A 13,949-nucleotide genomic window follows, 5' to 3' on the forward strand; every position below is an offset into this window, starting at 1 on the left:
CTCAACGACCGTTGAGGGGCCGTCGGGTAGGTGCGGACCGTTGGCGGGGGGGGGGGGGCGGGGCGGGGCCCCCCCCGCTACCCTTCCCCGGTAGCGCCGGGCCATGCCTGGCGGAAAGATCAGGCCAGGGCCTGCTCGTGGACGCCGGCGATGGCGCGGCCGGACGGGTCGGCGGCGGCGGCGAAGCTGGCATCCCAGGCAATCGCGGCCGGCGAGGAACAGGCGATCGACTTGCCGCCCGGCACGGTCTCGGCCGCGGCACGGCTCGGGAAGAACTGCTCGAACAGGTGGCGGTAGTAGTACGCCTCCTTGGTCTGCGGCGGGTTGTGCGGGAAGCGCTTGTCGGCCGCTGCCAGCACGCGGTCACTCACCTGCGCCTCGGCGTGCGCCTTCAGGCCATCGATCCAGCCGTAGCCGACGCCATCGCTGAACTGCTCCTTCTGCCGCCACAGGATGCTGTCGGGCAGGTAGCCATCGAAGGCCTCGCGCAGCACCGCCTTTTCGATGCGGCGGCCACCGAAACCGGCGCCGACCATCTTGTGCGCGGCATCGAAACGCATCGCCACGTCGAGGAACTCGCGGTCGAGGAACGGCACGCGCGGCTCCACGCCCCAGGCCATCATCGACTTGTTGGCGCGCAGGCAGTCGTAGTTGTGCAGGGCATCGAGCTTGCGCACCAGTTCCTGGTGGAATTCGCGCGCATCCGGCGCCTTGTGGAAGTACAGGTAGCCACCGAAGATCTCGTCGCTGCCCTCGCCGGACAGCACCATCTTCACCCCCATCGCCTTGATCCGGCGCGCCAGCAGGAACATCGGCGTGGAGGCACGGATGGTGGTGACGTCGTAGGTTTCGATGTGGCGGATCACTTCCGGCAGCACGTCCAGGCCTTCCTCGAAGCTGTATTCGAAACCGTGGTGGACGGTGCCCAGCGCTTCGGCAGCGATGGCGGCAGCGGCCAGATCGGGAGAGCCCTTCAGCCCGATCGCGAACGAGTGCAGGCGCGGCCACCAGGCTTCGCTCTGGCCGCCATCCTCGATGCGGCGGCGTGCGTAACGCGCGGCCACGGCGGCCACCAGCGATGAATCCAGGCCACCGGACAGCAGCACGCCGTACGGCACGTCGCTCATCAGCTGGCGCTCGACCGCCTGTTCGAAGGCCTGGCGCAGTTCGGCCAGGTCGGCCTGGCGGCCTTCCACGTCGGCGTATTCGCGCCACGCCTGCCGGTAGTAGCGCACCAGCTCACCGCTGGCGCTGTCGTAGTAGTGGCCCGGCGGGAACTGCGCGACGTCGGCGCAGGAATCCACCAGCGCCTTCATTTCCGAGGCCACGCGCAGGCGCCCCTGCGCATCGTGGCCCCAGTACAGCGGCACCACGCCGACCGGATCGCGGGCGACCAGCACGCGGCCGGCATCCCGGTCCCACAGGGCAAAGGCGAAGATGCCGTTGAGCTGTTCCAGCCACTGCGCCGGCGAGCCGCCCTGGCGGTACAGCGCGTTGATCACCTCGCAGTCCGAACCGGTCTGGAAGTCGTACGCGGTGGTCAGCGCGGCCTTCAGGGCCTGGTGGTTGTAGATCTCGCCATTGACCGCCAGGGCCAGCTGGCCGTCGGCCGACAGCAGCGGCTGCGAGCCGCCGGCCGGGTCGACGATGGCCAGGCGTTCGTGCACCAGCAGCGCGCCTTCGTCCAGGTACACGCCGCTCCAGTCCGGGCCGCGGTGGCGCTGGCGCTGCGACAGTTCCAGCGCGTGGCGGCGCAGGGCGGGAAGATCGTCACCGGCCTGCAGGCCGAAGATTCCGAAGATCGAACACATGGGTGGCGCTCCTGTTGTGGGGGATTACACGGGGGGAAGGTGTTCGACCGGCCAACCTGGCCCGGGAGGGCTGCGCCCGGGCACAAAAAAACCCGCATCGGCCGATGCGGGTTTTCTGGTGTCCGGGCGTATGTTGCTTCTATCTACCCAGGGCGCAGTCCCGCATCGGCCGCGCACGATTGCGCGCACGGTTATTCCCGCGCAGATTATTGCGGTTGGAATTGTTGACGGCGGTGGCCAGGTGGATCGACATGGCACTGACCGTATCGCGGTTTCCGGGGCCGTGCAACAGTTGCGTTGGCAACCACAGGAGCCGTGCCGACCAACGGTCGGCACCCACCAACTGCGGGGTCGGCACCCACCCGGGCGGGATTGCGGGGTTACACCAGCAGGCGCTCCACCAGCCGCTGGTACAGGCCCGGCAGGGCCTCCAGCTCGTCCACGCGCACGTTCTCGTCCACCTGGTGGATGCTGGCGTTGACCGGCCCCACTTCGATGCACTGCGCACCCAGCGGTGCGATGAAGCGCGCATCGGAGGTGCCACCGCCAGTGCTCTCTTCCGGGGCACGGCCGATGTGTTCGGCCAGCACCGCGCGCGCGGCCGCACGCAGCGGGCCTTCCGGCGTGTAGAACGGCTCGCCGCTGCGGTGCCACTTCAGCGTGTACTGCAGGCCGTGCCGGTCCAGCAACGCGCTGATCTCCGCTTCCAGCTTCGGCGCATCCCAGTGCGGGTTGTAACGGATGTTGAAATCCAACTCCAGCTCGCCGGGAATCACGTTGTTGGCGCCGGTGCCGGCATGGATGTTGGAGATCTGCAGGCTGGTCGGCGGGAAGCTCTCATAGCCCTCGTCCCAGCGCCGCGCACTCAGTTCGGCCAGCGCCGGCGCCGCCTGGTGGATCGGATTGCGCGCCTTGTCCGGGTAGGCCACGTGGCCCTGCACGCCCTGCACGCGCAGCTTGGCCGACAGGCTGCCGCGGCGGCCGACGCGCAGCAGGTCGCCCAGCGTCACCGTCGACGAAGGCTCGCCGGTGATGCACCAGTCGATGCGCTGGCCACGCTCGGAGAACAGCCGCGCGACATGGCGCACGCCGTCGATGGCATCGCCTTCCTCGTCGCTGGTGAGCAGCACGGCCAGCGTGCCGGCATGGTCAGGATGCGCGGCCACGAACTGCTCGGCGGCGATGACGAAGGCCGCCACGCTGCCCTTCATGTCGGCGGTGCCACGGCCGTACAGCACGCCGTCGCGGATCTCCGGGGTGAACGGATCGCTCTGCCACGCCTCGCGCGGGCCCGGCGGCACCACGTCGGTGTGGCCCAGCAGCACCAGCACCGGTGCGCCGCTGCCGTGGGTCGCCCACAGGTTGTCGACCTCGCCCAGGCGCAGATGTTCGCACTGGAAACCAGCCTGCTGCAGGCGCACGGACAGCAGCGCCTGGCAGCCCGCATCATCCGGCGTCACCGACGGCCGCGCGATCAGGTCGCAGGTCAGGTCGAGGACGGCGCTCACGCGCCACCCACGCCGAAGCGTGCCTTGAAGCCGTTGTCACTGAAGCCCTGGCTGACCGTGCCGTCGGCGGTCACCACGACAGGGCGCTTGATCAGCTGCGGGTACTCGCGCAGCAGCAGCTTCCACTCGGCATCCGAATCAGCCGCCTTGCGGTTGTCCGGCAGCTGCCGCCAGGTGGTGGACGACTTGTTGACCATCGCGGCCAGGCCGCCCAGCTGCGCGGCCCACTCCAGCAGGGTTTCCGGGCTGGGTTTGTTGTCGCGGTAGTCGACGAAGGTGTACGGCACGCCGAAGCGGTCCAGCCACTTGGTCGCCTTCTTGCAGGTATCGCAGTTCTTCAAACCGTAGACAGTGGTGCTCATGGCCATCTGTGATGCAGGAAAACAGAGGGCCAGAATCTCACAACAGGCGCTCGGACACGACCCGGAACGGCACCGATGGCAGGCGCAGGGCCAGCCCCTCGGCCAGGTCCACGCCCATCGCCTGCAGGCGCGGGCAATGCAGCTCGCCCTGCAGCTGCAGCGGCTGCAGCTGGGCGATGTCCACCGGCAGATCGATGCGGGTGCTGGCCCAACGCTGGTCGCAGGTGCGGGCAATGGCCTCGTCCTGGCAGGTCAGGAAGCGCAGTAGGGCGTCACGACCACCGAACGCAGTGACCAATGCATCGGCCGCAGGACCTTCGGCCGCGCGCCACTGCAGGTGCAGGCCCGGGGCACTGCCCTGCCCGCCTTCGATCAGGGTGTGTCCACCGCCATCGGCGCGCACCCCATGCTCGAAGCGCGTGGACAGATGCGGCTGCATGGCATCGCTGAACGCGCGCGCGCCGGCCACGAAGGCCAGCTGGTCCATCACGTTGCGGTCGAACAGCACCACCGGCGCTCCCTGCGGAGCGTCGTCGCGACGCAGGTACCAGCGCCAGTTGCTCTGCCGTGGCGAGGGCATCAGCGCACGCAGCGGTCCGGCCGCACGCGGGCCGAAGTGGCCGTGGCGGTAGCTGAGGATCGTGTAGGGCGTGCGCCCTTCATGCACGACGTAATGATGGCCGGGGGGCGGCGGCGGCGCGTGCCGCACATCCACCCACCAGCTCACGTAGACCACATCGCGCACGTCACTGGCCAGCATGGGCATCGGCCAGCGCCGCGACAGCGCGCGGCGCAGCCGGGTCCACCGTGGGGCATGCAACAGGCGCGGCAGCACCCGTCCGAACAGGTTGTCGGACGGATGCCGGTAGATCGCCGACGGCGCCAGGTCCTCCGGCGCAGTCACCTTCAGTCGGCCAGGCCGCGCAGCAGGTCGTTCACGCTGGTCTTGCTGCGGGTCTTGGCATCGACCTGCTTGACGATCACCGCGCAGTACAGCGAGTGGGTGCCGTCCTTGCTCGGCAGCGAGCCGGACACCACCACGCTGTACGGCGGGATGTAGCCGTAGGTGATCTCGCCGGTGGCACGGTTGTAGATGCGGGTGCTCTGGCTGAGGAACACGCCCATGCCGATCACGCTGTGGTGGCCGACGACCACGCCTTCCACCACTTCCGAACGCGCACCGATGAAGCAGTGGTCTTCGATGATGGTTGGGCTGGCCTGCAGCGGCTCGAGCACGCCGCCGATGCCGGCGCCGCCGGACAGGTGGCAGTGCTGGCCGATCTGCGCGCAGGAACCGACGGTGGCCCAGGTGTCGACCATGGTGCCTTCGCCGACGTAGGCGCCGATGTTGGTGAAGCTCGGCATCAGCACCACGTCCTTGCCGAAGTAGGTGCCGCGACGGGCGATCGCACCCGGCACCACGCGCACGCCGCCGCGACGGAACTTCGCTTCGTCATAGCCGGCAAAGCGCGATTCGACCTTGTCCCAGAACGGCGCCGGGCGCGCGTCGACCACGGCCATGTCGTTGACACGGAAATACAGCAGCACGGCCTTCTTCAGCCACTCGTTGACCTTCCAGCCACCGTGGCCGTCCGGCTCGGCGACGCGGAATTCGCCGGTTTCCAGGCCATCGATCACGCGGTTGACCAGCGGACGGGTGGACCCTTCCAGCTCGTGCAGGGTCAGCGTGGCGCGGCGCTCGAAGGCGCTTTCGATGCCGAACTTCAGTTCTTCCACGCCCGGCACCGGCGGCTTGCGCAGCGACTTGCGGGCGATGGTTTCGGCGCGTGCGGCTTCAGCGCTCCTGGCCGGGGCCTTCTTCGCGACCGGCTTCTTCGCAACAGCGGCCTTCTTCACCGGTGCCTTGGCCGGGGCGGCCTTCTTCGGTGCGGCAGTCTTCTTCGCCGCTGCGCTCTTGGCGGTCGCAGCAGTCTTTTTCACGGGCTTGGTGGCCATCAGGTGGGGTCTCCGGCGTTTCGATCAGGGTCCAGGCAGGCCAGCATTGCGTCATGCAGCTGCTGCCGGGCGGGTTCGGTCAGGGGGAGGTCGTGTTCGTCACTGATCACGAAGGTGTCTTCGGCGCGTTCGCCGAACGTGGCAATGCGCGCGTCATGCACGCGCAGGCCCTGGTTGCGCAGCACGAACGCCACGTCGGCCAGCAGGCCGGGGCGGTCGGGGGCGACCAGGGCGAATCGGGTCGCGCCGGGTTCATCGCGGAACTCGATGCGCGGGGCGAAACGGAAGTGGCGCAGCTGGCGGGGCACCACACGTCGCGACGGGCGCAGCAGGGTCAGGTCGCCACCCAGCGCTTCGCGCAGTGCGGCTTCCAGGTTGGCGCTGCTGCCATCGGCGAAGGTGTCGGCCGGGCTCACTTCGAAGGTATCGAAAATGGTGTCCGACGGGCCATCCAGCACGCGTGCACGATGGATGCCGTAGCCCTTGCGGTCCAGGGTCATCACGATCGCGGCGAACAGGCCATCGCGGTCGGGCGAGTGCACGAACACCTCCAGTGCGGGGTCGTCCACGCTGATCCGGCGCACCTTCACCAGGGTGTGGCCCTGCTTGATCGGCACCAGCGCCGAGGCCTGCCAGGCCAGCTGTTCCGGGCGCAGGCGCATGAAGCCCTCGTCGGGCATCACCGCGAACTGGCGGTCGATGGTGGCGTCGTCGTAGCCCTGCTCGCGCACCAGCGCGCGCACGCTGTCGCGCGCCTCGGCCACGCGTTCGGCGGCCGGCATCGGGTGCTCCAGTCCATCGCGAAGTGCGCGCCGCGTTGCGAAGTACAGATCGGCCAGCAGCCGGTCCTTCCACGCGTTCCACAGCTTGGGGCTGGTGCCGGCGATGTCGGCGCAGGTCAGCAGGTACAGGTAGTCCAGGCGGTCGCGGCTGCCGACCAGGGTGGCGAAGCGATGGATCACCACCGGATCGGCGATGTCCTGCTTCTGCGCGGTCACCGACATGCGCAGGTGCTGCTCGACCAGCCAGGCCACCAGTTCGGTATCGCTGCCGCTCAGTGCATGGGCGTGGCAGAACGCACGCGCGTCCACCGCCCCCAGTTCGGAATGGTCGCCGCCGCGGCCCTTGGCGATGTCATGGAACAGGCCGGCCAGCAGCAGCAGCTCGGGCTTGCGCAGGCGTGGCCAGACTTCGTGGGCGATCGAGAAGCGTTCGTCGGCACGGCTGCTGGCGAACAGGCCGATGTTGCGCAGGACCATCAGCGTGTGCTGGTCGACCGTGTAGACATGGAACAGGTCGAACTGCATGCGCCCGCTGACCTGGGCGAAGGCGGGAATCCACTGCCCGAGCACGCCCAGCCGCGCCATGCGTGACAGCGTGTCGACCGGACGCTGGCCGCGCAGCAGGGCCATGAACTGTTCGCGGGCATTGGCATCGGCGCGGTCGTAGGCCGGCAGCAGCGGCAACGCCTCGGCCAGCGCGCGTGCGGTCAGCGAATGCAGCCCACGAATCTGCGGGTTGTTGGCCCAGCTGGCGAACAGGGCAAACACCTGGCCGACGTCACCGCAGGGCCACTCGGCATCGTTGGCGGCCAGATAGCCGCGGCGCAGCGAAAAGCCCACGGTGAGGGGTTCAGGCTGTGCCTCGCCATCGAACTGTTCCTCGAAGCGCTGCAGCAGGCGGTCGCTGATCCGCCGCACCACCAGCGCGGCGCGGTAGAAGCCCTGCATCATCTTCTCGACGCCCAGGTTCTCGGCGTCGTCTTCGAAGCCCAGGCGCGCGGCCAGGGTCTTCTGGTAATCAAAGCGCAGGCGCTCTTCCGGGCGGCGCGCCACCAGGTGCAGGCCGAAACGCAGGCGTGCCAGCACCGCGCGCTCGCGCTTCAGTGCGGCCGCTTCATCGGCGCCCAGGTGGCCCAGTCCGACCAGCGCTTCCAGGTCGCGCACGCCGAAGGCGCGCAGCGCCATCCAGCCCAGCGTGTTGAGGTCGCGCAGGCCACCGGGGCCGTCCTTCAGGTCCGGCTCCAGGTTGTCGGCGGTATCGCCGAAGCGCTGGTGGCGGTTGCGCAGCTCTTCCAGCTTGGCCAGGAAGAAGGTGCGTGCCGGCCACAGTTCGCGGTCGTCGATGGCCCCGCGCAGCGCGCGCCGGGCCGCATCGTCGGCCACGATCGGGCGGGCTTCGATCAGTGCGGTCAGCACGGTCTGGTCGGCGGCAGCCTCGCGGCACTGCGCCGCCGAACGCACGGCATGGCTGACCGCCAGGCCGCAGTCCCACAGGAGTGCGAACAGGCGCGACAGTCCGGCCTCATGGGCCAGCTGCGCAGGCGCATCACCGAACACCAGCAGGTCGATGTCCGAGCGCGGGAACAGTTCACCGCGGCCGTAGCCACCCACCGCGAACACCGACAACCCGCTGCCGGCCGGCACGCAGCGCTGCCAGGCCAGGCGGATCAGGTGGTCGGCTGCGCGCGCGCGCAGCGCGATCAGGCGCTCGATGTTGTCGCCCTGGTCGAAGCGGCGGTACAGGCGCGCATCGGCCTGCTGCAGCGCCTGCCGTGCGGCAGACGCCCATTCGGGATCCTCGAGCGAATCGGCCGGCGCGTCCAGCAGTGAACCCGCCGGCAGCATCGTCAGGAGACCTGCGATTCGCCCGGCGACAGGGTCAGCACGTCCACGCCGGTCTCGGTGACCGCGATCATGTGCTCCCACTGCGCCGACAGCTTGCGGTCCTTGGTCACCACGGTCCAGCCGTCCGGCAGCACCTTGTTGTAGCGGGTGCCCTCGTTGATCATCGGCTCGATGGTGAAGGTCATGCCGGGCTGCAGCACCAGGCCCTGGCCCGGGCGGCCGTAATGCACTACCTGCGGCTCATCGTGGTAGACCTTGCCGATGCCGTGGCCGCAGTACTCGCGCACCACGCTGAAACGCTCGCCTTCGGCATAGCTCTGGATGGCATGGCCGATGTCGCCCAGGGTCGCACCCGGACGCACCGCGCGGATGCCGCGCCACATCGCTTCGTAAGTGGCTTCGACCAGGCGGCGGGCCATCACCGACGCCGTGCCGACGAAGTACATGCGGCTGGTATCGCCGTGCCAGCCGTCCTTGATGACGGTGACGTCGATGTTGATGATGTCGCCGTCCTTGAGCACCTTCCCTTCGCTGGGGATGCCGTGGCAGATGACATTGTTGACCGAGGTGCACACGCTCTTGGGGAAGCCGCGGTAGCCGACGTTGGCCGGCGTGGCGCCCTGCACGTTCACGATGTGGTCGTGGCAGATGCGGTCCAGCTCCTCGGTGGTGACACCGGGCTTGACGTGGGGGGTGACGATGTCGAGCACTTCGCTGGCCAGGCGGCCGGCGATGCGCATCGCCTCGATTTCCTGCGGGGTTTTCAGATTCACGCTCATGGCACCCATTATCGCCGATCCGGCCGCAATCTGAACGAACGCCACCCAACTGGGCGTACTGACGATGCACGGATCCGGCAAGGACCGTGAAAACGTGACCCACCCCGCGCTTTGTCAGACGCAAATATCACTGAATACAGACACTTACCCGGCCTAGGCTGAACGGGACCGTCGTCAACGCGGCTCAGAACGTGCCGCACCGTCCTGTTCAACAGACCCTCGGGTCAGGGAGGTTGTCCATGCGATCTGCAGTCCGTTCCCCGCTCACCTGGGCTGTGGCCCTGCTCCTGGCCGGCCCCGTAACGGCTGCCGACACCACGACCTTCAACGTCCTGCTGACGATCAACAAGGCCTGCACGATCACCGCAGCGGCCGCGACCAACGTCAACTTCGGCGCCGCAGATGCCAGTTCCACCACCCCGCTCAATGCCCAGGGCACGCTGACCGCCCAGTGCAGCGTGACCACCCCCTACACGATCGCGCTCAACGCCGGCCTCAATGCAGGGACCGCGGCCGATGTGACCACGCGGCGCATGCGCAACACCGATACCGGGGTGACCGCCAACAACTTCGTCGGCTACCAGCTGTACCAGGACGCCGGCCACAGCGTCGTCTGGGGCTCGACCACCGGAACCAATACCCAGGCAGCGACCGGCACGGGCGCCAACCAGGTCTACCAGGTCTACGGCCAGGTGGCCAACCCGAGCGTCAACAACGCCGCTCCGGGCGCCTACCAGGACACCATCACCGCCACGATCACCTATTGAGGTGGCGCTGATGGTGCTGCGTACCGACCGCTGGCTGCGGATGCTGGCGTGGGTTGCTTTGGCCCTGCCCGCGCGCCCCTGCCCGGCCGCCAGCCTGCAGGTGTCTCCCACCCAGTTCGAACTGCGGCCGCAGCAGAACGCCGAGGCGCTGTGGATCAGCAACAGCGGCACGGAAACGGTGCAGGTGCAGGTGCGTGTTTTCCAGTGGCAGCAGGTCGACGGCCGTGACCAGTTGACGCCGACCGAGGCGCTGCTGGCCAGCCCACCGATGCAGGCCCTGGCGGCCGGCCAGCGTCAGCTGATCCGGCTGGTGCGGGCGGACGAAACCGCGCCCGCCACGCAGCAGGCGTACCGCGTGATCGTCGATGAAATCCCCGCCTACGACCCCACGCGGCAGGGCATGCAGTTCGTCCTGCGCTATTCGATCCCCGTCGTGGTGCAGCCTGCCGGCAAGCCGCCCGAGCCCCTGCTGTCCGCGCGACTGGTGCAGGACGGCACCGCGAAGGCGCAGCTGGAGGTCAGCAACAGCGGCCAGGGACAGGCCCAGATCGCCGATCTCGGTCTGGTCGTCGGCGGCCGCCGCACGCCGGTGATGGATGGACTGGTGGGCTACGTGCTGCCGGGCCAGACCATGCGCTGGCCCTTGCAGCCGCCGCCTGCGCAGCTGCAGGGCGGCACCTTCAGCGCGAGGATCAACGGTGGCTCGGAGCCGACGCCATTGCCCGCCACGCCGCCGGCTCGCTGAGGCCTGCGTGCTGGCCTGCTGCAGCGGCATGGTGTCGCTTTCAGGGCAGGCGCTGGCCCGTGATGCGGGCGCCGAGTCCATGGACGTTGCTGCCGATGCGCTGTTGCCGCCCCCCACGCCGCTGACCGCCAGCCAGGCGCTGTACCTGGAAACCACCGTGAACCAGGCACCGCGCGGGCTGCTGCGTTTCGATGAGCTGGGCGGACGGCTGCAGGCACCGGCGGCGACCCTGCGCCAGCTCGGCTTCCCCGTGCAGGGCGAGAGCCCGGTCTACCTGGATCAGATCGCCGGGGTTGTCGTGCACTACGACGCCGGCCTGCAGATCCTGGACCTGCAGGTTCCGCTGAATCTGCTGCAGCTTCCCACCGCCCGGCTGGGGCGCAGCGAACAGGGTACTCCGACCGCGCAGTCGTCTCCCGGCATGGCGTTGAACTACGACGTCTATGCCAGCCACAGCGACGGACTGGGCAATCTCAGCCTCAATACCGACGTGCGCCTGTTCGGCGTCGGCCGCGGCAGCCTGCGCAGCACCGGCCTGATGCGCACCTACCAGCTGCCCGGTGAAGGCTGGCAGCACGAATCCGTCAGGCTGGACACGAGCTGGCGCCTGGATCTTCCGGACCAGGCCCTCAGCCTGACCGTGGGCGACTTCTACAGCGGATTCCTCGAATGGTCGCGTCCGGCCCGCATGGCCGGCATCCAGATCGGGCGCAATTACGGGCTGCAGCCCTACCGTGTCCTCACCCCTACCCCCTCGTTCCTGGGTGAAGCGGTGGTTCCCTCCAACGTCGAGCTGTACGTCGATGGCCTGCGCCAGTACGGCGGGCAGGTTCCCGTCGGCCCCTTCCAGCTTGCGACGCAGCCGGGCATCAGCGGCACCGGCACGGCGCAGGTGGTGGTCACCGATGCGTTCGGCCGCATGCAGACGCTGGACTTTTCGTTCTACGGCACCCAGCAGCTGCTGGCCGCCGGGCTGTCCGACTGGTCCGCCGGCATCGGCCGCCTGCGACGCGACTTCGGCGTCCACTCGTTCCGCTACGACAGCGACACGGTCGCCAGCGCCACCCTGCGGCGCGGCATCAACAACCAATTCACCCTTGAAGCCCATGCCGAAGGCGGTGGCGGCGTCCTCAATGCAGGCCTGGGCGGAGCGTGGCTGCTGGGCAGGGCCGGCGTGCTCAGCGCCAACTGGAGCGAAAGCCAGGATGGCCAGCGCCGGGGCCGGCAATACGGCATGGGCTACAACTGGAACAACCGCCGGTTCAACGTGAACCTGGCCAGCCGCCGCACCTCCGGCGACTACCGCGACCTGGGCAGCCTGCAGGACAGCCTGCCACCGCGCGTCAGCGAGCAGGCCAGCTTCGGCGTGGATCTGCAGCGGCTGGGCACGGTCAGCCTGAGCTACCTGAGGCTGGACCAGGCGTTGCCGGTGCTGGATGCACCGCAACCGGCACCCGGTCCCGGCCTGCCCTACACCCGCACGCGCTACCTCAGTCTGTTCTGGTCGCGCAGCTTCGGCCGCTGGAATGCGTACCTGTCCGCCACCCAGGACATCGACCAGCGGCAGAACCGCAGCATCTACCTGTCACTGGGCACCCGCCTGGGAGAGGACCGGCAGGCCACGCTGGCGGTGCAGCGCAATGGCGATGTCGACCGCGCCAGTGCCGAAGTGATGCGGCCCGTACCCGGCGATGGCAGCCGCAGCGGGCCGGGCTGGCGCCTGCAGGCGCGCGACGACGGCGGGCTGGCGGAAATCGGCGCGCTGGGCAGCCACGGCCGCTACTCTGCCGGGCTGTCCCGCGATGCCGGCCAGACCTTCGCCTATGGCAACGCCAGTGGCAGCCTGGTGTGGATGGCGGGCAGCGTGTTTGCGGCCCGCGAGGTACCCGACGCATTCGCGGTGGTGTCCACCGGTCGGCCGGGCATTCCGGTCACGCTGGAAAACCGGCCGGTCGGGGTGACCAACCGCAACGGGCTGTTGCTGGTGACGCCGCTGCTGTCCTGGCAGCGCAACCGGTTGGGCATCGACACCCTCGATCTTCCTGCGGACATGCGTGCCGAGCGGGTGGAGACCTTCGCCACCCCGCGCCAGGGCGCCGGCATGCGGGTGGATTTCAAGCTGGTGCACAGCCGCGGCGCGATGCTGACCCTGCTCGACGAACACGGCCAGCCGTTGCCGCTGGGTGCGCGGATCAGCGGCGCGGGCGCCACCCCGACCGTGGTGGGCCACGATGGCCAGGCCTGGGTTGAATTCACCGGCGAGCCGCCGCGGCTGCTGATCGAAAGCGAACGCGGACGCTGCCATGTGCAGATGCCGGCCAGCACCTCGCGCCGCTCGCCACCGCTGCGCTGCCTGCCGGAGCCTTCACCGTGAGCCGCGTGCTGCTGCTGTTGCTGTTGTGCGGCCTGGCCACGCTGGCGTTCCCTGCCCGTGCGGCCACCACCTGCACGCTGTCCAGCCCGACCCTGGCTTTCGGCCCGGTGTCCAATGGGCTGGTCGATACCAGCACCACCTTCAGCGTGACCTGCACCACCGGCGCTGTCGCACTGCTCGCCAACGCGCGCGTGACCTTCTGCCTGGGGCTGCCGGCCGGGAGCGGTGGTACCGCCATTTCTCCGTGGCGCACGATGGCCAACAGCTTCGGCGACCGGCTGAATTACCAGATCTACAGCGATGCAGCGCGGACCGCGGTGATCGGCAGCAGCGCAGCGACCAGCCCGACATGGGTGAGTTACCAGATGCAGTATCCGGTGCCCTTGCTGGGCGGCTCCGGCACCGCCTCATTCACCTTGTACGGGCGCTACCCCGCCAACCAGGTGCTGTCGGCAGGCGCGTTCAGCAGCGCCCTGGCCGCCACCTTCCAGTACGCCTACAACGAGCCGCTGCTGGGCACCCCGCCCTTCCCTACCTCCTGCCTGCAGATACCCCCTGCGGTGACCGGCAATTCGAACCTGCAGGCGGCGGCCATGACCCTGACCGCCACGGCGACGGTCAACCCGGCATGCGGCGCCTATGTGACCGCGCCAATGAATTTCGGCGTGAACACCGGCACGGTTGTCGCGAACATCGACCGCACCGCCGTCTTCAGCCTGACCTGCGTCAACCGCAGCCCGTTCCAGATCGGGCTGGACAACGGCACCCATGCCGATGGATCCGGCAACCGGCGAATGCGGGTCGGCAGCAGCGGCGCCCTGCTGCCCTACGAGCTTTACCGCGACGCGGCACGCACCCAGCGCTGGGGCAACGTGCTGAACAGCACCACGGCCAGCGGCACGGGCACCGGCGCAGCGCAGAACCTGACCATCTATGGCCGCGTGCCCCCTGCGGCGGGCACGTCGACACCGCCTGGCGCCTATTCGGACACCATCACCGTCACCATTACCTATTGAGGCG

The 13,949-nt window shown here is 68.9% G+C and carries 11 protein-coding genes; 4 read left to right on the top strand and 7 right to left on the bottom strand.

From position 1 onward, the window contains the following. Nucleotides 1-119: 119 nt before the first annotated feature. The 7 genes from asnB to map form a co-directional block, all read right to left on the bottom strand. Complete coding sequence (gene asnB / locus IAE56_RS07895; RefSeq protein WP_200752138.1) at nucleotides 120-1,811, bottom strand: asparagine synthase B; 1,692 nt, start codon at nucleotides 1,809-1,811, stop codon at nucleotides 120-122. A 380-nt stretch (nucleotides 1,812-2,191) separates the two neighbouring features. Further along, on the bottom strand, nucleotides 2,192-3,319 hold the full coding sequence (gene dapE / locus IAE56_RS07900; RefSeq protein WP_200752139.1) for a succinyl-diaminopimelate desuccinylase: 1,128 nt from the start codon (nucleotides 3,317-3,319) through the stop codon (nucleotides 2,192-2,194). Beyond that, a complete protein-coding gene (locus IAE56_RS07905; RefSeq protein WP_174213496.1) occupies nucleotides 3,316-3,687 on the bottom strand; it encodes an arsenate reductase in 372 nt (123 codons plus the stop codon). The genes dapE and IAE56_RS07905 overlap by 4 nt, the downstream gene beginning before the upstream one ends. Nucleotides 3,688-3,718: 31 nt before the next feature. Next, nucleotides 3,719-4,585, bottom strand: coding sequence for a hypothetical protein (locus IAE56_RS07910; RefSeq protein WP_200752140.1), 867 nt, complete (start codon nucleotides 4,583-4,585; stop codon nucleotides 3,719-3,721). Between the two features lie 2 nt (nucleotides 4,586-4,587). Continuing rightward, on the bottom strand, nucleotides 4,588-5,637 hold the full coding sequence (dapD, locus tag IAE56_RS07915; protein WP_200752141.1) for a 2,3,4,5-tetrahydropyridine-2,6-dicarboxylate N-succinyltransferase: 1,050 nt from the start codon (nucleotides 5,635-5,637) through the stop codon (nucleotides 4,588-4,590). Beyond that, complete coding sequence (locus tag IAE56_RS07920) at nucleotides 5,637-8,264, bottom strand: [protein-PII] uridylyltransferase (protein WP_200752142.1); 2,628 nt, start codon at nucleotides 8,262-8,264, stop codon at nucleotides 5,637-5,639. The genes dapD and IAE56_RS07920 overlap by 1 nt, the downstream gene beginning before the upstream one ends. Nucleotides 8,265-8,266: 2 nt before the next feature. Next, nucleotides 8,267-9,043, bottom strand: a complete 777-nt coding sequence (gene map, locus IAE56_RS07925) for a type I methionyl aminopeptidase (protein WP_234455961.1) — start codon at nucleotides 9,041-9,043, stop codon at nucleotides 8,267-8,269. A gap of 239 nt (nucleotides 9,044-9,282) precedes the next feature. Here map and IAE56_RS07930 point away from each other — a divergent pair, with 239 nt between their 5' ends. The 4 genes from IAE56_RS07930 to IAE56_RS07945 are packed head-to-tail and all read left to right on the top strand — an operon-like array spanning nucleotide 9,283 to nucleotide 13,945. Then, complete coding sequence (locus tag IAE56_RS07930) at nucleotides 9,283-9,810, top strand: spore coat U domain-containing protein (RefSeq protein WP_200752144.1); 528 nt, start codon at nucleotides 9,283-9,285, stop codon at nucleotides 9,808-9,810. A 10-nt stretch (nucleotides 9,811-9,820) separates the two neighbouring features. After that, the gene (locus IAE56_RS07935) at nucleotides 9,821-10,555 is read left to right on the top strand and encodes a molecular chaperone (RefSeq protein WP_200752145.1); all 735 of its coding nucleotides are present in this window, start codon (nucleotides 9,821-9,823) and stop codon (nucleotides 10,553-10,555) included. Between the two features lie 28 nt (nucleotides 10,556-10,583). Continuing rightward, nucleotides 10,584-12,929 (top strand): fimbria/pilus outer membrane usher protein, encoded by a 2,346-nt coding sequence (locus tag IAE56_RS07940; protein ID WP_200752146.1) that lies wholly within the window; start codon nucleotides 10,584-10,586, stop codon nucleotides 12,927-12,929. Next, on the top strand, nucleotides 12,926-13,945 hold the full coding sequence (locus tag IAE56_RS07945; RefSeq protein WP_200752147.1) for a spore coat U domain-containing protein: 1,020 nt from the start codon (nucleotides 12,926-12,928) through the stop codon (nucleotides 13,943-13,945). Before IAE56_RS07940 ends, IAE56_RS07945 begins: the two co-directional genes overlap by 4 nt. Nucleotides 13,946-13,949 lie beyond the last annotated feature (4 nt).

The organism is Stenotrophomonas sp. S41 (assembly GCF_016624625.1).
In the GTDB taxonomy this organism is placed as follows: Bacteria; Pseudomonadota; Gammaproteobacteria; order Xanthomonadales; family Xanthomonadaceae; genus Stenotrophomonas.

Bases quoted from the DNA above. Each gene is read 5' to 3' on its own strand.
- asnB (WP_200752138.1), bottom strand. From the start codon at position 1,811: ATGTGTTCGATCTTCGGAATCTTCGGCCTGCAGGCCGGTGACGATCTT.
- dapD (WP_200752141.1), bottom strand. From the start codon at position 5,637: ATGGCCACCAAGCCCGTGAAAAAGACTGCTGCGACCGCCAAGAGCGCA.
- map (WP_234455961.1), bottom strand. From the start codon at position 9,043: ATGAGCGTGAATCTGAAAACCCCGCAGGAAATCGAGGCGATGCGCATC.
- IAE56_RS07930 (WP_200752144.1), top strand. From the start codon at position 9,283: ATGCGATCTGCAGTCCGTTCCCCGCTCACCTGGGCTGTGGCCCTGCTC.
- IAE56_RS07920 (WP_200752142.1), bottom strand. From the start codon at position 8,264: ATGCTGCCGGCGGGTTCACTGCTGGACGCGCCGGCCGATTCGCTCGAG.
- IAE56_RS07905 (WP_174213496.1), bottom strand. From the start codon at position 3,687: ATGGCCATGAGCACCACTGTCTACGGTTTGAAGAACTGCGATACCTGC.
- IAE56_RS07935 (WP_200752145.1), top strand. From the start codon at position 9,821: ATGGTGCTGCGTACCGACCGCTGGCTGCGGATGCTGGCGTGGGTTGCT.
- IAE56_RS07940 (WP_200752146.1), top strand. From the start codon at position 10,584: ATGGTGTCGCTTTCAGGGCAGGCGCTGGCCCGTGATGCGGGCGCCGAG.